Consider the following 23,342-nt stretch of genomic DNA (forward strand, 5'->3'; position numbering starts at 1 on the left):
AGAGTTAATTTACAGATAAACTAATAATGCTATAAAACTGATTACTTGGTTTTTTCTTGCTATCAACCGACTCTGTAACTTCTACTAGATACTCACCTGCGCGTGGAAATGTTAAATCTACAGATCCATCAGTGCCTGCTTTTAGTGTTTGCGCTTGTTCATCCGTTGCACCCTTAGCACGGACTACAACTTCTGCATTGGCTAAAGGTTGATTTGCTTTCGCAACTTTTACTTTTGTAGGCTGATTAGCTTTTAGTTCATTCGGATGTGTTGAAAACTCAACTTGAATCGGCGCTGCGATTGGCTGTACAGGTGAAGCTTTTTCCTTCGTCACGTAGGTCAATAACGTCCATTCACGAGTGACTTCTACAGGATTAATTTTCTTAGTTTTAAGATCGGCAGGGATCAGATAATCTCGTTCAGATTTTGCAGGCGCTTTATCCGCTGCCATATCAAAGAACAATTTCCATTCTTTTTGATCTTGCACATATTTCAACGGATAGCTTGCTGTGGTTTGCACACGATAAGTACCCGCTTCAGGTAATTTCAAATCAAATACCGTAGCTGTTCCCAGTTTTGAGTCTGGCTCTACCGTGTTTTTAACTTGTTTTGGATCGGTGATTTCAAACTTCGGACTTTTTAATGCATATTCACTATGCAAAGCTTCTTCAGCATAACCAGCCAAAATTGCAACCTGCGTGTTGGTGGTTTGATATGCTACTGGTGCAACATAAGGTTCGTGTGCTGTGCTGTAACCTGAGATCAGTGCCAATGATGCTATCAATAATTTATTCACAATTGTTTCCCATCCTTTCCCCCACATACTCATTGATTAAGCGTAGTGGTTTAGCCAATTATTTTATGCATTGCATTATACATAAATGAAAATAATTATCATAAAGATTTAGTATTATCATGCTAATTTACGATTGCAAATTTAGGTGACATCTATAAAATTTGTGCTCTTTTTCACATTTCTGTGATCTGCCCGATATAATATCTTCGCTTAATTTGCTTCGAGACCCTATGTCCTCCCCAAACGCTCCCTCGCTTAGCTCCCCATCAAAAAACTATTCTTTATTTCTCGTGATTTTTTCACTTGCGATTGGTAGTTTTTGTATCGGTACAACTGAATTTGTTGCAATGGGACTAATTCAAGAAATTGCAACTGATTTAAATGTCAGTGTCCCTCATGCTGGATATTTCATTAGTGCCTATGCACTCGGTGTTATGGTTGGTGCTCCCATTATTGCGATCTTGGGTGCCAAAGTTCCTCGCAAAACATTGCTACTTGCATTGATGTTGTTTTATGGCCTAGCAAATGCTGCAACTGCCTTAGCAACAAGCTCAGAAGCCATGTTGGTCTCTCGTTTTATTGCAGGTTTTCCACATGGTGCTTACTTTGGCGTAGCGGCTTTAGTTGCAGCAGAGCTAGCGGGTAAGCAACGTCGTGCGATTGCAATTGCTCAAGTGATGATGGGACTGACTATCGCGAATGTCATTGGTGTACCCATCGCCACATGGCTCGGTCAACAATTCGGCTGGAAAACAGGATTTGAGTTCTCTGCTTTAATTGCCTTCATTACCTTGATCGGCATCGGTCTTTTTGTGCCCAATATTCGCCCACAAAAAACCGCAAGTATTCGGGCTGAATTGAAAGGCTTAAAAAATATTAATATGTGGTTAACACTTGCCGTTGGCGCAATCGGGTTTGGCGGTATGTTTTCCGTTTATAGTTACGTCTCCCCGATCCTCACTGAATATACACATGCCGATATTTCTGTTGTTCCTATTGCGTTGGCAATCTGGGGTGTGGGTATGGTCATTGGTGGCTTAGTTGCGGGTTGGCTTGCAGACCGCCATTTATTTAAAACCATGATTGGAATTTTAATCAGTTCCGCACTCACCTTCGTACTCGCCAGTTTTATGATGGCGAATCTATATACAGCGATTACTGCTTTATTTTTGATTGGCTTTACTGTGATTGGTTTAGGTAGTGCCTTACAAACCCATTTGATGGATATTGCTGGGGATGCTCAAACTTTGGCGGCATCATTGAATCACTCAGCCTTCAACCTAGCCAATGCCCTTGGTGCTTTTTTAGGTGGATGGGTACTGAGCCATAATATGGGCTGGTTAGCCCCAATTTGGGTGGGTTTCGTTTTAAGCTTAGGTGGTTTAATTGTGCTATTAATCGCTTTAGCTTACGCAAAATACTCAGCTAACAAAGAATCTGTCGTCGCTTAACGACAGATTCTGCCTCGTGCTCACACCTCGCTATCATGGCTGAAGCTATTTCACAGCATCAGCGACTTCTTTTACCATTGCCTGCATACCACCTAAACCGTTATTCATTAGATACCAATTGCTCGAATCCAAATAAACAATATTGCCATTTTTGGCCGCTTTAGATTGATTGGCAATATTATTATTCAATACTCGTTTTGCGCCCTCTTGATTACCCGTGATTGCAGCACCACGATCAATTACGAATAAATAGTCTGGGTCTTTCTGGGCAATAAACTCATGTGAAATAGCCATCCCATGCAAGCCCACTTTAATCGAAGCATCTGCTGGGGTAAAACCGTATAAATCATGGATATTACCAAACCGTGAACCTGAACCATAGGCCGCAATCTTGCTGTTGTTCACCAAGATCACCAATGCAGTTTTACCTTTGGTTTTTTCTTTTAGCGCTGCAATGTCTTGCTCCAAGGTTTTTAATTGTTGTTCTGCCTCAGATTTCTTGCCGACCATTTCAGCAATATTCAAAGTTTGTTGTTTAAACGAATTAAACTGATTGTTGTAATCCACATCTACAAAATAGGTGGGCGCAATTTGTTTAATCTGATTCACCAAATTTTCCATACGCCCACTCATCAAGATCAACTCCGGCTGACTCCCTGCAATTTTCTCAAGATTTGGCTCTTTGACTGTACCAACATCCAGATATTGACCGTCATTAAAGTTCTTTAGCACGTCAGGCAATGGTGTTCCTTTGGGTAAAGCAACGACTTTATCATCTGCCCCAAGCGTATGAATGGTATTCAATGCATTCGTATCTAATACCGCAATACGAGACAAGTTCGATGGGATCGAAATCTGACCTGCTTTACTGTTAAAACTCTTCATTTCATGACTGTTTGTAGTTCCTTCCTGCGCCGCAGAAGGTTCATTTGAATGACCACATGCAGCCAATACTGCACTCAACATCATGATCGGCAACGTCTTTTTGAACAGCATAACGAACTCCTAACTAATAAAATACAAACCTAATTTGTGTTGCTGAATTTGTTGAATCGGAATATGAAAATCAAAAATCGTTTCTAAAGTGCTTTCATTCATAATCTGCTGCGGATGCCCTTGATAGACCAACTCACCATTTTTCATTGCAATAATGTGATCGGCATACACAGAGGCAAAGTTAATGTCATGAATCACGACAATGATGGATTTGCCATGATTTTCAGCAAGATCTTTCAGCACACGCATAATTTGAGCAGAATGCTTCATATCTAAGTTATTCAACGGCTCATCCAATAAGATATATTCGGTGTCCTGTGCCAGAATCATCGCAATGTAGGCGCGTTGTCGCTGCCCACCAGACAACTCACTTAGCTGACGATGACGCATTGATTGCAAATCCATATAAGCAATTGAACGATCAATAATGTCCTGGTCTTGCTGGGTCAGACGCCCCTGAGAATATGGAAACCTTCCAAATGCCACCAGATCCTCAATACTAAGCCGTAATTCGGTATGATTGGACTGCTTTAAAATCGCCATTTTTTTGGCAATATCCGCACTTTTCATGTCACGTAAATCTTGACCATCCAACAATACCTGTCCCTGATCTGCATCAATCAGACGACTCATAATCGAAAGTACCGTACTTTTACCTGCACCATTAGGTCCAATAAATGCGGTAAATTTTCCTTTGGCAATCGTGACTGAGACTTGATTGACGACGCACTGTTGATGATAGCTTTTTCGTAAATTCTTCAGCTCTATTGCCATTTTTTATTTTCCTTCAATAATATCCAGAAGAAATAAATTCCACCGACAAAGTTAATAATCACGCTCAATGTGGTTTTGAAATTCAGTACATGTAATACGATAAATTGACCGAGCATGAGACATAGCACACTCACTAAAACAATACCGAGCAGTAAAATATGATGATGATGGGTTTTAAACAGTTCCAACGTAATATTGAGTACCAATAAGCCAAGGAACATCATTGGACCTGCGAGGGCTGTTGCAGATGCCAGTGCCAATACCACGAGGATCAGTAACAAGCGGCTGGTTTTGTCATAGTTCAATCCGAGATTTAACGCGTGATCTCGTCCCAACGCCATCACATTCAATATGTGATAATGTCGAAAACTATAAAAAAGAATCGGGAGAATAGTCAGCAACGATAGTGCAACCGTTTCCAGCTTTACTACATTAAAACTTGCAAAGCCTGCGTATGCAGCGACTTGAAACTCATCAGGATCGAGCAACACCTGAAAAAAGGTGGTCATGTTGTCAAATAAAGTCGAACAAATCAGACCAACCAACAGCAAGAAATAAATATTTTGTTGTGCAACTTTCTGAAAAATGAAGCGATACAGTAATAAAGCAAAAGTCACCATTAACAACAAACTGATCAAATAATCAGTCACAAAGTTAAGCGACAATAGCGTACTCGCACCAAAGAAATAAATAATTGCAGTTTTAGATAATTCGTATAATTTATCCAAACCTAAGGCTTGTGGTGTGACCACGCGATTATTTACAATCGTATGAAAAACCAAAGTTGAAACACCAACAGCAACACCTGCAACGACAATTGCAGCGACCGTTCTTAAACGCAGTCCCAGTGCATACTGCCATGCAACCCCGAGATTCCAACCGAGATATAATCCAATGCTGACCAATACAGCAACCGCAAGTACAACCAGCTTCGTGGTATTATGCATAACGATATCTCCTGAGTAATAACCACAGGAAAATCACACTACCAACCACCCCCATAATCAGGCTGACCGAAACCTCATAGGGATAAATCACCACTCGACCAAAAACATCACACAGTAAGACCAGCAACGCACCAAGCAATGCCGTATGTGAAAGCGTTTTGCGAATATGATCGCCTAAATAAAGGCTGACTAGATTTGGTACAATTAAACCGAGAAAAGGAATTGCGCCGACAGTCACAATCACTACACCAGTAATTACTGAGACCAGCAGCAAACCTAAGAAAAGTGTCTGTTTATAGTTCAAACCTAGATTTGTCGCAAAGTCTTCACCCAAGCCTGCCAAGACAAAACGATTGGCAAATATATAAATCAAGGCAAGAACGGGAATACTTAAATAAATCAATTCATATTGACCATTCAAAATGGTTGAGAAATCCCCTTGCAACCACCCTGCTAAGTTCTGCAACAAATCAAGTTGCAAAGCAATAAAAGTCGTAAATGCTGAAATAATGCTGCCAAAAATCATCCCAACGAGTAGCACAAACACCGTATCTCGGTGCTTTAAAGTGGCAAGAATACTCATAAATGTCATCGCACCAATCAGCGTGACAATAATCGCAAATCCAGTTTTGGCAAAAATAGAAGCACTTGGAAGCAAAATAATCGAAATCAAAACGCCCAGCCGTGCACAGTCATATAAACCCGCTGTGGTTGGTGAAACAAAGCGATTTCGACTTAATGACTGCATAATTAAACCGCAGACACTTAACCCAGCACCTGCAACAACAATCGCCATCAGGCGTGGTAATCGACTCGTCCAAAAGAGTTGCCAATCTTGTGGATTGCCTGCAATCAATCCAGCAAGGCTCATATCCCCAACACCAACAAACAAGGAAATCAATGCCAAAGGTATGAGTAAAACCAATAAATAGCGCCGTTTAATCATGGCGGGAGAATTTCATTTAATAAACAACCTTAAAAAATGCTTAAAAATTACAATAAACATCAAATAAGAAAATATCATAAATGATAATTATTATTGTTATCTTTTTTTAATATTTGCTAAACCTGCTTATAACAACTTTAAGTTATATTAAATATTATTTTCATTCATTGTGTAGCTGAAAAATATTAGACTGGGACAGAGTAAGCTTCCTTATCTTTAATAAGTCCAGTCAAATGACGAAAACTTATCAACAAAGCAAGGTGTTTTTAGGTTATACGCAAGAAAGTATGGGTAATGCTATGACAACATTTAATATCTTTAAGGGATAAAAAAATTAACTGAATCTTTAATCGGAACGATAACGGATGCGACCAATAACAGCGCCATCACTGTATTAAACAATTGAACTTTCCTCGGATGATTTACAATCATTTTCAACTTTTCACCCATATACGCCCACACCCCAACACTTGGAATACTCACCAATCCGAAGATCACACCAATAAAAACGAATTCTACCAATCGACTATTTGCTGAGCTATAAGTCGTAATTGCTCCCATAGCCATAATCCATGCTTTCGGATTGACCCATTGGAATAAAGCAGCGCCCATAAAACTTAATGGCTTATCAACTTTGGTATCGGTTTTAATACTACCCGCTCGATAGATTTTATAAGCTAAATACAATAAGTAGCTAATACCTATGATTTTTAGAATTTCATAAAGCAAAGGCGAAGAACCTAGTGCCGCACCAATCCCGTAACCGACTAGAATTACCATGACACCAAAGCCAAAACCAATTCCTAAAATATGAGGAATACTTCGCTTTAAGCCAAAGTTCAAGCCAGAAGCAGCCAACATAATATTGTTTGGGCCAGGTGTAATTGAGGTTACGGTTGAATACACAATAAAAGAGAAAAAAGTAAGTAAACTCATATAGAAAAATAATTCATTTGTTCAAATTTTCACTTACTATAACAGTTAACTCTCTCAACTTTTTATTGATTATTACAATAAAATTGATATTTACTCAGATAATTTTTCACCACAATGTGGACAAAAACTTTTTGCTTTATGCTGAGTGGCCTGCTCCTGATCTTCTAAGATTTTTTCCTTCACCAATTGCATAATAATTTCATGAGTTTGCTCTTTAGGTAATCCTACTTTTAAACGAATATTTTCAATCTCACGTTGATCATGTAACAAGTCAATTCCCCTTGCTTGTAAAGCTTCGCGAAATTCTTGTTCTAGCTTTTGATTGCGTAAGTTTAATTCATTAGCCAAGCCTGAAGCCAAAATACCTGCTGGAAGTGCTGCAATCCCGACCCCTAAAATAGTGATCATCGCCCCTAAAAACTTACCCATGTTAGTCACTGGTGTTACATCACCGTAGCCGACTGTGGTTAAAGTAACTACCGCCCACCACATAGCCTTTGGTATCGAACTAAACTCTTCTGGTTGAGCTTGATTCTCAACCACATAAATACCAGATGCCGTCATTACAATCATGATAATTAAGATAAAAATAACAGCCTGAAAAGAACCTTTTTCTCGATGAATCACACGTAATAATATCTGCAATGATACAAAGTAGCGCGTCAATTTGAGTAATCGCAATAAACGTAAAATTCTGAGGACACGTAAATCGATATTGACAAAGAAATTGAGATACGCTGGAAGGATTGCGAGCAAATCAATGATTGCTCCACCACTCTTCATCCAAGCAAAACGTTGCTGCCATGCTGGTGACTGTGGATCTTTTTCGGCAATACTCCATACCCTCAACAGATACTCAACCGAAAAAATAACGATCGAAATATTCTCAAATGTTTCAAATAACATCTGATTTGGATAAAAAATAGAGTCGATTGATTCCAGCATGACTGCCATAGCATTTGCCACAATCAAAAATATAAGAAAGTAGTTAACGCCTCGGCTAAACGTAGTTTGATAGTCATCATCATGCAGTGTGCAATACACAAAACGTCTTAGTTGTGTCATACCGTACTTATAGTTTTATCAAGCAAGTTCAAAATGTAGCATGTTAGATCAGAATTTAATAAAAATTTCTATCACTCTTGCTGTATTACCAGCGATCTAAAATAAATATGGTGATTGAATGAACGATCTCACAAGCAATCAACAAAATACTCTTTGAATTACCGATCTCTAGTCATCGATAATTATGACTTAACGGTTATTTCTTTAAAGATTCATTCATAAAGAACTATAAATTTGATTAAACCCATGACAACAAGGGGAAACAACACATGGGATTCAAAACTCTCCCTACATTTATCGCTATATCTATTGCTCTCATTATTTGGTTCATTATTCCTGTACCGTCTGGTGTTGATCCAGAAGCATGGCATTTATTGGCTATGTTTGTCGGTGTTATTGCCGCCATCATTGGTAAAGCAATGCCAATTGGTGCGATTGCGATTATTGCCATCACCTTAGTCGCCGTGACAGGTGTCACCAATGATAGTCCAAGTGGTGCGATTCAAGATGCGCTTAGCAGCTTTGCTAATCCATTGATTTGGTTGATTGGTATTTCCATCATGATTTCTAAAGGGTTACAAAAAACAGGATTGGGCGCACGCTTAGGCTATTTATTTATCGCCGTTTGGGGCAAGAAAACCATTGGTATTGGTTATAGCATGGTGCTTTCCGAACTGATTCTTGCACCTGTGACCCCAAGTAATACCGCACGTGGTGGCGGGATTATTCACCCGATTGTACGTGCAATTTCTACCAGTTATGACTCTGATCCTGCCAAAGGCACTGAAGGTCGTATGGGTAAATTTCTATCTCTGGTCAATTACCAAGCGAACCCAATTACCTCCGCGATGTTTATTACCGCAACCGCACCTAACCCTTTAGTGGTTGATCTCGTGGCAAAGGCAACCAACAGTGAAATTTCATTGAGTTGGAGTACATGGGCATTGGCGATGTTACTACCAGGTTTAATTGCCTTGATCATCATGCCATTGATCATGTATTGGATGTACCCACCTGAAGTTAAAGAAACACCGAATGCTGCTCAGTTTGCAAAAGATAAATTAACAGAAATGGGTTCAGTCAGTCGAAATGAAATCATTATGCTCGGCGTATTCGGTATCTTGCTGCTGTTATGGGCTGGTATTCCAGCTATGCTCTTTGGTTCTGCTTGGGCAGTTGATCCAACCACAACAGCCTTTATTGGTTTAGGCCTGCTGCTGATCACTGGTGTACTGACTTGGGAAGATATTCTGACGCAAAAAAGTGCATGGGATACGATCACTTGGTTCGCCGCTTTGGTGATGATGGCGACTTATTTGAATAAACTTGGTTTGATCGCTTGGTTCTCAGGTGTACTCGAAAATAGTATTGGCTCTCTAGGTTTAAGCTGGATGCCTGCATGCTTGTTATTGATGCTTGCTTATCTATATGCTCATTATATGTTTGCTAGTACCACGGCACATATCACTGCCATGTTTGCAGCTTTTTATACGGCTGGACTCGCATTGGGTGCACCACCGATGTTGTTTGCCTTAATGATGGCTGCTGCTTCTAGCATCATGATGACCTTAACCCATTATGCAACGGGGACATCCCCTGTGGTGTTTGGCTCAGGCTACACCACACTAGGTGAATGGTGGAAAGCTGGCTTTGTCATGAGCGTGGTTAATATTATCATCTTTGTGGTGATTGGCGGACTGTGGTGGAAAGTATTGGGTTATTGGTGATTTAAAATTGAGGAGCATTCTATGCGAATAGGAATGTTCCTCTCTAACTTAAAATAAGGATTCTTCCCTATAAGCTTACAACAGTCATCGTAAGAGAATTCATTTTTATTCAATAAAACAAAATCATGTGTAAATGCCATAAACAACTACCTTACTCTGAATAATAATTTTCTCGATTAACTAAATCGTTCCATTGCTTATGACTATAAATTTTAAGATTTTCTAGCTGAGTTCCTACCAACAAAAAACGATCATCCCATGTAAGAACCTCCCTATCATCTTCTAGTTTTCTTTCTGAAAACTTTGGAAAAAAATTAGCATCAAAATCCATTATACCTATTTCAAGTAGATGCTTTACCTCTCTAGGATTTTCAGGAAGAGAATGAAATACAGGCATAATTTCTATTAATTTGCAGGCAATTTGATGTGGCTCAGAATAAAAATCATCCAAATACCATTTCTGATCAGCACCTTTCCATATATATGCATCTGAACCATTTTGCTCGATTAACAATGTCTCAGTAACAGCATTCGGATCTTGATACCAAACGATAAATTCTAAACTTTTAGTAGGAATAATTGAAAACGTTGGAGGTTTTAGATACGGATACGCTTTTAATATCTTAGAAAATAATTGTTGGATTGAGATTTTTAACTCCTCAAGATTTTGCTCTTTATAAAAAATATTTTCTAACTCAAGGATATTGTCTTTTAAATTTAAGATGCTTTTCATTTTATAAAAAATAAGGGCTGAATCTTCAGCCCTTATTTTAGCTTTCTGCTCAAACAAAGCATAGCTTTGTTCTTGCGCTAGGGAAAAGCCTTTCGGCTTTTCTTAATCCTAGCTCATTAAGTCAATTGAGCAGCTTGGATTTTCTTAGTATCAACTTGATCAGCTTCTTTTGTATATTCGCTCATCTTGTCGAAGTTTAAGTATTTGTAGATGTCAGCAGAAGCGCTGTCAATTTGCGACGCATACTGTTGATATTCTTCTGGGCTTGGTAATTTACCAAGAACAGCAGCTACAGATGCAAGCTCAGCAGAAGCTAAGTAAACGTTTGCACCTTGACCTAAACGGTTCGGGAAGTTACGAGTAGAAGTCGATACACATGTTGTGTTCGGTGCTACACGTGCTTGGTTACCCATACACAATGAACAACCTGGCATCTCTGTACGCGCACCAGCACGACCATAGATGTTGTACATGCCTTCTTCCATCAATTGATGCTCGTCCATACGCGTTGGTGGAGCCAACCATAAACGAGTAGATAATGAACCACTTGGTACTTTATCTAACAATTGACCCGCTGCACGGAAGTGACCGATGTTGGTCATACAAGAACCGATGAATACTTCATCAATTTTGTCACCTTGAACGTCAGAAAGAAGTTTTGCATCATCTGGATCGTTCGGGCAGCAAAGAATAGGTTCTTTGATATCAGCAAGATCGATTTCATATACTTTCGTATATTCAGCATCAGCATCAGCTTTTAACAAGCTTGGGTTATCTAACCACTTCTGCATGTTTTCAGCACGACGAGCAAGTGTACGAGCATCGCCATAACCTTCAGCGATCATCCACTTCAACATGGTGATGTTAGAACGTAGGTATTCAGCAACTTTCTCTTCAGAAAGCGTGATAGAACAACCAGCAGCAGAACGTTCAGCAGATGCATCAGAAAGTTCGAATGCTTGCTCAACAGTCAAGTCATTTTCCATTTCTGTTAAATCGATCTCAAGGATACGACCAGAGAAGATGTTTTTCTTACCTTTCTTCTCTACAGTTAAGTCACCCGCTTGAATCGCGTAGTAAGGAATCGCATGCACAAGGTCACGTAAAGTGATACCAGGCTGCATTTTACCTTTGAACTTAACAAGTACAGACTCAGGCATATCCAGTGGCATAACACCAGTAGCTGCTGCGAATGCAACAAGACCTGAACCCGCTGGGAATGAAATACCGATTGGGAAACGAGTATGTGAGTCACCACCAGTACCTACTGTATCTGGAAGTAACATACGGTTTAACCAAGAGTGGATAATACCGTCACCAGGACGTAAAGATACACCACCACGGTTCATGATGAAGTCAGGTAATGTATGGTGAGTTGTTACGTCAACTGGTTTTGGATACGCAGCTGTGTGACAGAAAGACTGCATCACTAGATCAGATGAGAAGCCCAAGCACGCTAAGTCTTTTAACTCGTCACGAGTCATAGGACCAGTTGTATCTTGAGAACCAACAGTCGTCATCTTAGGTTCACAGTAAGTTCCTGGACGGATACCTTGACCTTCAGGAAGACCACATGCACGACCTACCATCTTCTGAGCTTGAGTGAAGCCTTTGCCAGTGTCAGCAGGTTGTACTGGCGTACGGAATAAAGTAGAAGGCTCAAGACCTAATTCTTCACGCGCTTTCGCAGTCAAACCACGACCAATGATCAAGTTAATACGACCACCAGCACGTACTTCGTCTAGAAGTACAGGTGTTTTAAGTTCAGATTCAGCGATTTGAGCGCCGTCTTTGAACGCTGTAACTTTTGCTGCAGTGTGATCAATTTTCAATACAACTTCGTCGCCCATGTTCATGTTGGCAACGTCGATTTCTACAGGTAATGCACCTGCATCTTCCATTGTATTGAAGAAAATTGGAGCGATCTTAGAACCTAAGCACACACCACCATCTTTTTTGTTTGGAATGTGTGGAAGTTCGTCACCGAAGAACCAAAGTACAGAGTTAGTTGCAGATTTACGAGAAGAACCTGTACCAACCACGTCACCCACGTAAGCAACTTGGTTGCCTTTCGCGATCAATTCTTTGATTTGGCTTAATGGACCAACTTCACCTGGTTTTTCAGGATTGATACCATCACGTTCGTTTTTCAACATTGCGTTAGCGTGTAACGGAATATCTGGACGGCTCCAAGCATCCTGCGCTGGAGACAAGTCATCAGTATTAGTCTCACCTGTTACTTTGAACACAGTGATTTTGATTTCTTCCGGAACGTCTGGACGGCTTGTGAACCATTCAGCATCAGCCCATGATTGTAATACTGCTTTTGCATTTACATTGCCAGCTTTTGCTTTATCAGCAACATCATGGAAGGCATCAAATACAAGAAGTGTTTTCTTCAACGCTTCAGCAGCTAATTCTGCAAGTTCAGCATTGTCTAAAAGTTCAACTAGCGGTGCTACGTTATAACCACCAAGCATCGTACCAAGTAAGTATACGGCACGCTCTTTAGTTACAAGTGGAGAGGTCGCTTCGCCTTTTGCAATCGCAGCTAAGAAAGCAGCTTTTACATAAGCAGCTTGGTCAACACCAGCTGGAACACGGTTTTCAAGCAAGTCAACTAAATATGCTTCTTCACCTGCTGGTGGGTTTTTTAATAATGCGACTAGTTCAGCAGTTTGAGCATCATCAAGTGGCTTCGGTGGGACTCCGAGTGCGGCACGTTCTTCAACGTGTTGGCGGTAAGCTTCTAGCACAGTGTTATTCCTCTTCTTTAAAAAATTACTTGTAAGTTCCAGCTTTCTACAAGCTTTACAAGTAATGTGGACAGCAAAATTTTACTAGACTTCGCAATAAAAGTTAATGCAACTGCCGTATATCTACGTGATGACCATTATTTTATAGCGAAATGTTGCACCCTTTTAAATACCGCTTTGGTATTAGATCAAAGTCCAGTAAAACAATAAATTAGACCCATAAAAAAAGACAACTGGTGTTGTCTTTTCGGTGAACACATTAAAATGATTTATAGTTTGGAAGCTCATCGTGTGGTGTCGCTAAACACTGCTCTGTGAACTTTTGCTTCATTTCATCACGAATTGCACTCGGATCAGACTTCAATTGATCGACTGGTATCTCATACACTTCATCTATGATCTGCAAGATGAATTTATGAATGGTTTTATCTTCAATTTTTCCCGCATGTTCTATTGCTTGCTGTTTCTCAATTGCATTTTGACGATCTAATGTAATCGAACGCGCGGCATTACCTACACTAACACAAAAACCATGCCATTTCTCTTCTGGCGTTAATGGCTTTTTGTCTGCACATCCAACCAAGACCAAACCTATTGCAATCAACAAAACTTTTTTCATCATCATACTGCGGTTAATTTGATGCACACATCATACTCAAAGCGAGTTATTTTGCAAAATGAACGATTTAAAATATCGCTCATGGTAATAAAAACATACAAATTACTAGGGCATATTTACGTTTCACAGATGCTTGTGAAAGTCTCTAATATAAAAAACCTGCTTTATTGACTAAAACAGGTTTTTATTAAAGTTAGAATCGCCAGTTGTAGAAAACGTCAATTGCCCGCTCTAATGATTGACTCGCTTCCAAATATAAACGGCGATTCATCTGGTAACGTAATGTCAATTTATTCACAGGTGTGAAGACACCAACACCATAACGAATAAACAGATCAGGTGTGATGTAGCCTGTTAAACTCACCTGTGTATCATCACCTGTTCCTTGAGCATCAAGTGCTAAACCACTTAATCCAAAAGTTCGCCCAATCTGATTGGTTAATGCACGTGTGCCACCCAAGCCCATACTAATACCTGCCGCAGCAATCGTATTATTAACATCAGATTTAAATCCTTCGGTATTACTTAAACCACTACCACCTTCATTGATGCGACCCGTTAATAAAGCATTGAGTGCTTCTTGTTCAGATAAACCTGCATCATTATAAATTTGCACGTTTGGTACAGTCGCTGTACCCGCGACACGCACCCCCACCATACTGCCTTGCACTGACTTATTGGCATCGATATCAAGCGTCGGGTTTGCAAGTGGTCCGTTAAAACGTGCAATCGCGCGATTCAGATCTAGGCTTTGACCATAGGCTTCAATTTTAACTTTCTGACTGACACCTATTGCACCATTAGCACGCATAGCCGTTTCTAAACCACGTTGTGACAAATGTAATCGGCCCACCAAAGGAATGTTACTTTCAAAACCTTGGAAAATAACTTGATTCCCCAACGTGACTGTCATGTCAGCTCGAATATCCCACGGCTTTGCTGCTCTTAAGGTCGCAAGTAAATCTTGGCCTTGATGCACCACACGCACATCTGGAGAGACATTGACCACAGTCGCCGAGCTTTCAGGCATTGATATACGTGCACGAGGTACATCAATCGTTCCTCTCAAACTTAAACGCTGATCAAATGGGTAAACATCTAAGCTCAAGTCAGGTTGCACAATCGCAGTGATCATTGGTGCTTGACGAACCAACAAATTATCGCCTTTTAAGGTTAAAGATAAATGAGGATTATCTTTCCAATCAAAGCGGCCTTTTATTCGCCCTACACCTTGACCACTATTAAATGCTCCATCAATACTTGCAGTATCTTGTCGGATGGATGAATAAAGCTGCATATTGGTGAGATTGACAGGAAGCGAAATCATACTAATCGCCCCATTCTTCAAACGCATTTCACCTGTAAATTGAGGCTGTGTTAGTGTGCCGTTGATTTTTCCAGCCAATGCTAAAGTTCCAGCCATCGAACGTACATCTTTGATAAACGGTTTAAAGACTTTAAGCTGAACATCATCAAAAGCAATCTCCCCACGCATCGGCATACCCGTTTGGAATGGATCGATTACAACATTCGCATAGCCCGTACCAATATCAGGAGTTTTCATATCCACACGGAATAACAGACCGTCACTGATACTTTTAGCAATCAGGCTTAACTCATCATACGTTACTGTCGTTGCTGGATCTTGAGGGTCTTCGGCTGCTAACCCAATTTCACCTTTGCGCGTTACTAAACGTGAATCTAACTTAGGTCGAGTGCCTTTTGCCCATGATGCTTTTGCATAGCCATTCAACTGACCTGTAACTGCAATACCTTCTGGCATAAATGCCGCAAAGTCTTTTAAATCAAGATCCTTGGTAACAAATGAAAAATTGCCTTTTTCTGGACTAATTCTGGCAGGTTGATCTAAACATAATTGACTCTCAGCACTTTGCCAACAATGTTGCCCAACATATAATTCTGTCCGTGCGGTAGTGTATATCACAGGTGTATTTTGATTTTGTACCAAACTCACACGACGTGAACTAAATTTACCTTTTTGGATTTGTCCAAGCCAATCATTATTCTGATTAAAGCCACCCGCGAGCTGAACATAGAAATTAGTACGTGCATTTTTTGTTTCAAGTTTTAATAAATGCGCTCTGCGTGTGCCTGTTAAATTCAGGGTCGCATTTTCTAACTCTCGTTTACCGCTTCGCAACTGGTCTATAGTTGCGGTTAACTTTGTTGGTGTTGTTTCAGAAGTCGGCAACTGACCTTGAATACGCAAAGATTTAACGCTCGCCAAATCATTAAAAGCGAAACCATCGACTACAAGATTTGCAGTTGCGCTCAAACGTGGTTGGGACTGAACATTTAAGCTGCCATAAGCACGCCCGCGCAATCCTGGATACAATTCATATAAAGCAGGAGCATTCACTTTAAAGCGTAAGCTTTGCGCATTACCCGTCGCTTGCAACTGATTCTGACCATAAGCAAAAAATAAATCATTGGCTTCAAATTGTTGTGGTAAGAAACCTGTTTGATTCGAATCCAGTAATAAAGACAAGTTGCCACGACCACGTACCGGTCTATTGTTTAAAAAACCTGCCGCATTGAGCTGACGAATATCAATACGTTTAACTTTATCAGACCAAACACCCTGAGTTTTAACATGTCCAGAGACTTCACCTTTTAAACTTGAAACAAAGTACTGCGGTTTAAAACGAACGAGAGATGTCTCTATATTCCAGCCTATCTTATCTTGTAAATCAACAGTGCCTGTAGCAAACAGTTTTCCAGCTACGCCATCATGCTTTAATTCATTAATCTTTATATTGGTTGGTGTACCTGCGATATTAATTTTTAGTAAACCATTCCCTTGATTTAAAGCATTTAAAGAACCATCGTAATCAACTGCGAAACTTTTAAAGCCACCGCCAGCTTGAACATCATCAAACATCAATGCGGTAGTTGCCTTGCCTTGCAATACGACTGTTTCTTTTTGATTTGCTTGAGCCAACTGCCCTTGCAAATCAATTCGTTCAAATTGAATAATTTGCTGATTTGGTTTGGCAAAACCAGAAGCAAGTATTTCACCATTTAATAGATTGACAGGTGCAGCCAGAGCAACCGTTTGTGGATTAAAATCTTTGGCTTTAAGTTGAGCTTGCCAAGCCAACTGCTGTTTATCTGTTGGAAGCTTAACCTTTGCCTGACCATCTAGGCGACCTTTCTCAGCAACATAACTAAAGTTTTCAACATTGAGTAGGCTACCTTTTAAATCAATATGCGCATCGTATTTACCAGCAGGTAAAAGCCCTTGTTCATGTGGACGTACCGTAGTCGCTACATAAATATCTTGTTGATCATCTTTTAAAGTGATATTAGTATGCCCTTCAGCACTACTTAACCACCCGATATAAGGAACTGCACGATCTATACCTTGCCAAGCAACATCTAATAGCATCGGTTCGGGTTGATTATTCTTCTGCTCCGATTGATTCAATTTTACTTGCCATGTTTCGTATTTATCAAACGCAAGTTGCGCATTGACTGACATACCATTTTTCAACATACCCGTTGAACTAATGTTTGCATCCAAACTTGGCGGCAGAAAGTCTTGCGCAATCTGTGGCAAAGTTTCATCTTTTGCATTTAAGCGATCTAAACGTCCTTTTAAATCCCATGAGACATGATCTTTCCAATTGACTAGACCCTTCAAACTGACAGAACCACCCATCAACTGACCATTGAAGTCCTGAATGTTGAGTTGATCCGTCAAATCCGTTTCCATCAGCGCATTATATTTACCCTCAGGAATCTGTTCGCCTTTCAAATCAGTATCTAAACTCAAAACGAGTTTTTCTATATTTCCTTTGAATCTTGCAATACCATCTTTCGCAAAAAGTTTCTGTTCTTTTAAAATTGGCAAATGATAATTTCTAAAAAACAATTCACCTTGCATCGGCACTTGATCCCGCACCGGATGAAGCACAGCCCACCCAGTGAGCAAATCTGGAGTCAGTGTCGCTACACCAGCTCTCAAAGTGTCTAGGCTACCTGTCGCTACCACTTTAATTGTTTCAATATCAATACTATTTAGTGCAGGAATTATCAGATCCGCTTTAGCATTTAATGGATACTTGCCACTAAAATCAATTTGACCAGTTGCATCTTTAACTGCCAAATACCCCATATCCATACGGGAATCTTTAAATTTAAGTTTAGTCTCTGACCAAAGTGCATCTTTTAGATATATATCATCAAAATTGATTTTTGCAGTCGCAGTTTGAATTTCCAAATGATCTAAGGATGCCTCATCAATACGCAAAATAAATGGCAGCTTGATCGGGTCAAATCCAAAGGGTTCACCAGATGGTGGTTTCTTGTTAATAATTTTGAGATTGGCTACATCAGCATGACTTAAATGTATTTCTTTCTTTAAAATTGCTCTCCAACCTAAAGAAACATCGGCACGGTCTAAGGAAACATCAACTGCCTCTAACTGCACTAAAACATTTTTGAGAATAATGCCTCTTAATAAATTACCGCTTTCATACTCATAATGAATGATTTTTTGGGTTTGCAAAACACGATCTAAGAGGAAACGACTTCCTTTATCGGTTGACATCATCACAAGTAAAGAGCTGACCAATAACAGAAGGATGATCAACACCATCAGCAAAATACTCCGAAGAATACGCCGTTCCCGTTTTGGACCTGTTGAAGGTGTTTGTTGCTGCTCTACTTCTTCCGTCATAATTAACCCGAAATCATTTCCCCAGTAAAAGGGCTATTAAAAAATTTTAAAGTTGCGGTCCGATAAAGAAATGCAATCGAATCGGACGATTATCATTTGAGATCCCAGATGCCACATCTAAACGAATAGGTCCAATTGGTGATCTCCAACGGATACCAACCCCCACACTATATTCAGTCGGGTTACTAAATTGTTTATCAAAAGCATTACCAAAATCAGAGAAAACTGCAGCACGCCAACCATCTTTAAATTGATAGTTATACTCTAAAGAACCAACACCCAGTGCTTGTCCCCCGATCTTATAACCATCTTCTTCTGGTGATAAACTCTTATAATCGAATCCACGAAGTGATTGGTCACCACCTGTAAAGAAGCGCAAATTATATGGAACCTTATCAAAGTCATCAGTGAAGATATAACTTGCGTCCCCACGCCCTACAAATTGGTGATTGTCATTTTCGCCCAATGAATAAATAAATCGCCAGCCCGCAGTTAAAATCGCCATATTGGCATCTGAAAGAATCGATTCAGTTCCCAATTCCACCTTATAGGTCTGTTTAAAGCCTTTAGTTGGGTTTAAACGAGTATTAGAGTTGGTTTTAGAAATCTCATAACCGAGTAATAAAGACTCTTGTTCAGAGTTTGTACCCGCTGCCCTAAAAGCATCAGGTAATTCTGAAACATCAACATCACCTTTTCCGGTGAGGCGATCTAAACGATAACGTAGACCAAAAGTATGTTGCCAATCCCCTAGTGGATTTTTAATTACCCGCTCACCACCAACAACCGCAGACTCAACTAATAATTCAACATTTGGTCCAATATTGTCACGGGTTTCGCGCTCATAACCACCAACAAGGTTAAAATAATCGTTGAGTGGATGTTTATAAGGGATGCTATAGCGACCATCAATGGATTGACGGATTTCAGAAACTTCAATATTGGCATCAAAAGAATGCCCATGTTTATTTACAAAAGCACGGCGATACTGACTACGAATACGTGCGCCTGTATCTGTACCATAACCGACCCCTGTCTCAATCGTATTGAGACGATCCGCATTAAGTGTTACAACTACGGGGATTTTCTTTTCAAGCCGAGCTTGTTCTTCTAACGCTTGACGCTCTGTCTCATCATTTTGAATATTTGGCATGGATCGCGCTAAGGAATAAGCAGGTGTTGGCTCACTGCCAGAGAATTGCGACTCATCGACTACATCTTGGGTCACTTCTTCAGCAGAGACAACTTGCTGCCGCGCGATATCTGCTTTTTGTTGAGCACTAAATAACTGAGACTGTTCAACCCGTTGTTGATCAACCAAAGCCTGTAAATCAGGTGGTAAATCTAAAGGCGGCTGAATTGCATCAGGCTTAATAGTATCAACAAGTGTGTAGTTAAAATAACGCGTATTGGTTAAGTTATTTGCCAATACATTGACACGCCAGAATGCGTAATCATCACCATCTTTCCATGGAGCAAGACTATCCAGCACTTTTTGAGTAAGCGGTAAAGGCTTGCTTGGATCACTCATTTTATACTCAACAGCTTTTAGCTTATAACGCTCACCTGTGTCGTATTTTAAGTTAATTTCTGCGGTCTTTTCAGGTTGACTGATTTTAACGTCATGTAATCGCCAATAAGCATCAAAATATCCATTGTCTGAAGCTGCATTGGTAATTTTTGTTTTAGTCGCCTCATATTTACCGTGATTAAAAATATCACCTTCATCTTGTTCTGGAATTAAACGAATAACTTGAAATTGAGGTGCGTTTTCACCCTCACCTGTAAATTCAATATTCTGTTTATCAATCTTGACTGGTTCATTTGGTTCAACCGTCACTTTCACCCGACTATCGCTCAGCTTTTCAAAACTAAAGCGTGCATCATAATAACCAACTGCTTGTGCAGCCTGATTTGTCAATGAACGAAGCTGTGGTAAAGCAACATTGAAATCTTCAAATGCTTCTTGGGTAAAGCTTGAAAGTTTTGCTTTGATATTGGTCGCTAACGCCGGTGGAGCGCCTGATACATCAGCACTGATACGAGGAACTCTTTCCGCGCCGAGTAAATTTTCAGGTCTAAAGCGATTGACTATACGTTTAAAAAAGCCAGCTTTTTCTTCTACTTGCTCTGTCTTTGATTGTAGATCAGCTAGAGTTCTTCCTGATTCATTTGCCTCAACAATAATCTGGCTATCCGCTTGGATCTCTTGCATTAATCGATCAATATTAACTGGTGGGTTACTGATCTCTGTTAATTCAGATTGTGTTGCTTCATTTACTACAAGCTCAGGATTTTTAGCTACATTCTCTCGATAAGCCAATGCATCATTTTTGGCTTCTTCAGCAATTTGAAAAATCTCGTTCGCCATATTCTGATCTACAGCGATCACAGGAAGATGCTCTAAATTTTCATCTAATTGTATTGGTTTCAGCGTATCAATTTGACTTGGAGCTTCTTCTTGTTGTTTAAGTGCAGCAACACTATCTTGCGCAGGATTGTAATATTCTGAAGATAAATTAAATGTTTCATAAGGAATTTCAGGTGAAGGAATCGACTTCACTTGATCTTTCATTCGTTCTATTGTTGAATTTTCAGCCACAACAACAGCTTCTTCGTCGGCATAAGCTACTGATATACAATAGCTAATCAAAAAACCACTACAAATAAGTTTAGGAAAGCTCTGCATTTTAAATATTAAATGCATAGAATGAACCAATGTTGACTGTTTAAACTTAGATTTAGATGGCATGTAGGTCTCTAAACATACTTTTTTGATTTATCGTTTCTGATCGATGAAAACAACCTCAAATTGTTGATTTTCATCCAATCAAACATTAAAAGTATCATACATGTATTTCTCAGTCTTTTTACAGATCGTCACATATTTTTATAAATCATAATGAAGTGAACACATGATGAAACAAGATGAACAGTTAATGACATCACGTCGGTTTGCCCCAATGTTTTTCACTCAATTTTTTGGTGCGTTAAACGATAATGTTTATAAACAAGCGCTCCTTTTGGTGATTACATATGGCTGGATTCAACAACAAAGTGCAGCAGTCAGTACACTCAATAATTTAGCCGCGTTACTGTTCATTTTGCCCTATTTCTTTTTCTCCGCCACAGCAGGTCAAGTTGCTGATAAATATGAAAGATCCCAACTCGTCCGCTTTCTAAAGCTACTTGAAATCGTCATCATGATGATCGGTACAGCTGGCTTTCTATTGGGTAATTTATGGCTATTATTATTTGCTTTATTTTTAATGGGGACACACTCAACTTGTTTTGGTCCAATTAAATATGCAATTTTACCAGAAATTCTAAAACCTCAAGAACTCATGTCTGGAAATGCACTTTTTCAGTCGGGTACATCGATTGCAATTTTGTTTGGTATGATCCTTGGTGGGGCTGTTATTGCTTCCTCCGCAGGTAACTTATTGTGGATTAGTATTACAGTTTTAATTATTGCTTGCTTAGGCTATTTAGCAAGTCGCTTTATTCTCCCGCAAAAAGTTGCTGCCCCTGATTTAAAGATAGATTGGAACTTTTTCCGTACCAGTTTTCAAACCATCAAATATGCCAAAAGTATCCCTATTGTTTTCACCGTTTTATTAGGAAATTCTTGGTATTGGTTCTATGGTGCAACTTATCTCACTCAAATCCCACAGCTTACGCAACAAAATCTACATGCCTCTGAAAATGTAGTGAGCTTATTACTCACCTTTTTCTCTGTTGGAATCGGGATTGGGTCTTTATTGTGCCGACGCATCGGTGGCTCTGAAATTAATATTAAAATGGTCCCTTATGGTGCTATCGGTTTAACCGTATTTGCTTTCTACTTAGCAGCAAGTTTAACTTTTGTACCAGAGCGCACTGGTGAGCTGCTCAGTTTAGGTGACGTATTTTCTGAAGGTGCTGTTTATTATCACGTTATGTTGGCTGTTACACTATTAGGTATTAGCGGTGGATTTTACATCGTGCCTTTATATGCCATGATGCAGGCTTATTCACCTCGCTCTCATCGCGCACGCGTTGTCGCTGCTAATAATATATTAAATGCTGTATTTATGGTCTCTTCAGCAATTTTCTCAATTTTAATCTTAAGCATTTTGAAAATTGATATTAAAATCTTATTTAGCATTACTGCTGTTCTCAGTGCCATTTTTTCATTTTGGTTATTAACACGCCTGAAGCCATTACTGAAAAATGCACCTACTACATTAGAGGATTAATCCATGCGTCACTACACAGGTCTGGATCAACTGATCAATTCATTTGACCAAGCATTACGCAGTTTAGTTCCAGGGGCAACAACTTCCCAGCGCAGCAATCCAGCAAACGATGAAGCCTCACAACTTTGTGTCAGTGATGCTCGCCATGTTGCAGGTTTAATGCGTGTCAATCATAGTGGTGAAGTATGCGCACAAGCGCTTTATCATGGTCAAGCACTCACCGCTAAATTGCCGCATGTCCGTGAAGAAATGCAACAAGCAGCCGTTGAAGAACAAGACCATCTCGCTTGGTGTGAAGATCGTTTGAAAGAATTAGACAGCCACACCAGTGTATTAAATCCAATTTGGTACGGTTTATCTTATGGTATGGGCGCAATTGCAGGCATCGCAGGTGATAAATATAGTTTGGGCTTCGTAGCTGAAACTGAACGCCAAGTAAGTCAACACTTACAAGAGCATCTTCAACAATTACCTGAACAAGATCAACGCTCGCGTAAGATCCTTGAGCAAATGAATGAAGATGAACTACACCATCGGGATACTGCATTAAAAGCAGGTGGTGTGGATTTGCCTGTACCAGTGCGCATTACCATGACAGCTATTTCTAAGCTAATGACTAAAACCAGTTATTACATCTAAAAACAATGGCGTTATAT

16 protein-coding genes are annotated in these 23,342 nt (G+C 39.8%); 4 read left to right on the top strand and 12 right to left on the bottom strand.

Translation table 11 applies throughout. The features are described from left to right. Positions 1–4: 4 nt before the first annotated feature. Complete coding sequence (locus tag F927_RS02305) at positions 5–796, bottom strand: DUF4198 domain-containing protein (protein ID WP_198421055.1); 792 nt, start codon at positions 794–796, stop codon at positions 5–7. 230 nt (positions 797–1,026) lie between these two features. On the opposite strand from F927_RS02305, the gene F927_RS02310 reads away from it, so the two are divergent. Beyond that, entirely contained in the window at positions 1,027–2,247 is a 1,221-nt protein-coding gene (locus tag F927_RS02310; RefSeq protein ID WP_005081098.1) for an MFS transporter, read from the top strand. Between the two features lie 45 nt (positions 2,248–2,292). On the opposite strand, the gene F927_RS02315 is transcribed toward F927_RS02310, so the two are convergent. The 6 genes from F927_RS02315 to F927_RS02340 all read right to left on the bottom strand — a co-directional run bounded on the left by F927_RS02315 (position 2,293) and on the right by F927_RS02340 (position 7,911). Then, a complete protein-coding gene (locus F927_RS02315; RefSeq protein WP_005081100.1) occupies positions 2,293–3,243 on the bottom strand; it encodes a siderophore ABC transporter substrate-binding protein in 951 nt (316 codons plus the stop codon). Positions 3,244–3,252: 9 nt separating this feature from the next. Beyond that, positions 3,253–4,017: an iron ABC transporter ATP-binding protein gene (locus tag F927_RS02320; protein ID WP_005081102.1), complete on the bottom strand. Its 765-nt coding sequence runs from the start codon at positions 4,015–4,017 to the stop codon at positions 3,253–3,255. Then, the gene (locus F927_RS02325; RefSeq protein ID WP_005081105.1) at positions 4,008–4,964 is read right to left on the bottom strand and encodes an iron chelate uptake ABC transporter family permease subunit; all 957 of its coding nucleotides are present in this window, start codon (positions 4,962–4,964) and stop codon (positions 4,008–4,010) included. The genes F927_RS02320 and F927_RS02325 overlap by 10 nt, the downstream gene beginning before the upstream one ends. Beyond that, positions 4,957–5,910 carry an ABC transporter permease gene (locus F927_RS02330; protein WP_005081107.1) on the bottom strand — a complete coding sequence of 318 codons (954 nt, stop codon included), beginning with the start codon at positions 5,908–5,910 and terminating at the stop codon, positions 4,957–4,959. Before F927_RS02330 ends, F927_RS02325 begins: the two co-directional genes overlap by 8 nt. Before the next feature lie 318 nt (positions 5,911–6,228). Further along, a complete protein-coding gene (locus F927_RS02335) occupies positions 6,229–6,846 on the bottom strand; it encodes a LysE family translocator (RefSeq protein WP_005081110.1) in 618 nt (205 codons plus the stop codon). A 90-nt stretch (positions 6,847–6,936) separates the two neighbouring features. Beyond that, on the bottom strand, positions 6,937–7,911 hold the full coding sequence (locus tag F927_RS02340; protein ID WP_004638650.1) for an ion transporter: 975 nt from the start codon (positions 7,909–7,911) through the stop codon (positions 6,937–6,939). 269 nt (positions 7,912–8,180) lie between these two features. On the opposite strand from F927_RS02340, the gene F927_RS02345 reads away from it, so the two are divergent. Next, complete coding sequence (locus F927_RS02345) at positions 8,181–9,638, top strand: DASS family sodium-coupled anion symporter (protein ID WP_005081113.1); 1,458 nt, start codon at positions 8,181–8,183, stop codon at positions 9,636–9,638. Positions 9,639–9,789: 151 nt separating this feature from the next. On the opposite strand, the gene F927_RS02350 is transcribed toward F927_RS02345, so the two are convergent. The 5 genes from F927_RS02350 to F927_RS02370 form a co-directional block, all read right to left on the bottom strand. Continuing rightward, a complete protein-coding gene (locus tag F927_RS02350) occupies positions 9,790–10,371 on the bottom strand; it encodes a hypothetical protein (RefSeq protein WP_005081115.1) in 582 nt (193 codons plus the stop codon). 116 nt (positions 10,372–10,487) lie between these two features. After that, positions 10,488–13,127 (bottom strand): bifunctional aconitate hydratase 2/2-methylisocitrate dehydratase, encoded by a 2,640-nt coding sequence (locus F927_RS02355; RefSeq protein ID WP_004638647.1) that lies wholly within the window; start codon positions 13,125–13,127, stop codon positions 10,488–10,490. A gap of 259 nt (positions 13,128–13,386) precedes the next feature. Then, on the bottom strand, positions 13,387–13,773 hold the full coding sequence (locus tag F927_RS02360; protein ID WP_004638645.1) for a hypothetical protein: 387 nt from the start codon (positions 13,771–13,773) through the stop codon (positions 13,387–13,389). 166 nt (positions 13,774–13,939) lie between these two features. Then, positions 13,940–18,448, bottom strand: coding sequence for a translocation/assembly module TamB domain-containing protein (locus F927_RS02365; protein ID WP_005081118.1), 4,509 nt, complete (start codon positions 18,446–18,448; stop codon positions 13,940–13,942). A 46-nt stretch (positions 18,449–18,494) separates the two neighbouring features. Further along, entirely contained in the window at positions 18,495–21,200 is a 2,706-nt protein-coding gene (locus F927_RS02370; RefSeq protein WP_005081120.1) for an autotransporter assembly complex protein TamA, read from the bottom strand. Positions 21,201–21,363: 163 nt separating this feature from the next. Between F927_RS02370 and F927_RS02375 the strand changes: the two genes are divergently transcribed. Together F927_RS02375 and coq7 are read left to right on the top strand one after the other, a co-directional pair. Beyond that, positions 21,364–22,686 carry an MFS transporter gene (locus F927_RS02375; RefSeq protein ID WP_005081122.1) on the top strand — a complete coding sequence of 441 codons (1,323 nt, stop codon included), beginning with the start codon at positions 21,364–21,366 and terminating at the stop codon, positions 22,684–22,686. Between the two features lie 3 nt (positions 22,687–22,689). Beyond that, positions 22,690–23,325: a 2-polyprenyl-3-methyl-6-methoxy-1,4-benzoquinone monooxygenase gene (gene coq7, locus F927_RS02380; RefSeq protein ID WP_004638641.1), complete on the top strand. Its 636-nt coding sequence runs from the start codon at positions 22,690–22,692 to the stop codon at positions 23,323–23,325. The last annotated feature ends 17 nt before the right edge of the window (positions 23,326–23,342 follow it).

The organism is Acinetobacter haemolyticus CIP 64.3 = MTCC 9819, from assembly GCF_000369065.1.
In the GTDB taxonomy this organism is placed as follows: domain Bacteria; phylum Pseudomonadota; class Gammaproteobacteria; order Pseudomonadales; family Moraxellaceae; genus Acinetobacter; species Acinetobacter haemolyticus.

Excerpts from the sequence above, each read along its gene's own strand:
- F927_RS02310 (WP_005081098.1), top strand. The coding sequence starts at position 1,027 with ATGTCCTCCCCAAACGCTCCCTCGCTTAGCTCCCCATCAAAAAACTAT.
- F927_RS02315 (WP_005081100.1), bottom strand. The coding sequence starts at position 3,243 with ATGCTGTTCAAAAAGACGTTGCCGATCATGATGTTGAGTGCAGTATTG.
- F927_RS02320 (WP_005081102.1), bottom strand. The coding sequence starts at position 4,017 with ATGGCAATAGAGCTGAAGAATTTACGAAAAAGCTATCATCAACAGTGC.
- F927_RS02325 (WP_005081105.1), bottom strand. The coding sequence starts at position 4,964 with ATGCATAATACCACGAAGCTGGTTGTACTTGCGGTTGCTGTATTGGTC.
- F927_RS02330 (WP_005081107.1), bottom strand. The coding sequence starts at position 5,910 with ATGATTAAACGGCGCTATTTATTGGTTTTACTCATACCTTTGGCATTG.
- F927_RS02335 (WP_005081110.1), bottom strand. The coding sequence starts at position 6,846 with ATGAGTTTACTTACTTTTTTCTCTTTTATTGTGTATTCAACCGTAACC.
- F927_RS02340 (WP_004638650.1), bottom strand. The coding sequence starts at position 7,911 with ATGACACAACTAAGACGTTTTGTGTATTGCACACTGCATGATGATGAC.
- F927_RS02345 (WP_005081113.1), top strand. The coding sequence starts at position 8,181 with ATGGGATTCAAAACTCTCCCTACATTTATCGCTATATCTATTGCTCTC.
- F927_RS02350 (WP_005081115.1), bottom strand. The coding sequence starts at position 10,371 with ATGAAAAGCATCTTAAATTTAAAAGACAATATCCTTGAGTTAGAAAAT.
- F927_RS02365 (WP_005081118.1), bottom strand. The coding sequence starts at position 18,448 with ATGACGGAAGAAGTAGAGCAGCAACAAACACCTTCAACAGGTCCAAAA.
- F927_RS02370 (WP_005081120.1), bottom strand. The coding sequence starts at position 21,200 with ATGCCATCTAAATCTAAGTTTAAACAGTCAACATTGGTTCATTCTATG.
- F927_RS02375 (WP_005081122.1), top strand. The coding sequence starts at position 21,364 with ATGATGAAACAAGATGAACAGTTAATGACATCACGTCGGTTTGCCCCA.
- coq7 (WP_004638641.1), top strand. The coding sequence starts at position 22,690 with ATGCGTCACTACACAGGTCTGGATCAACTGATCAATTCATTTGACCAA.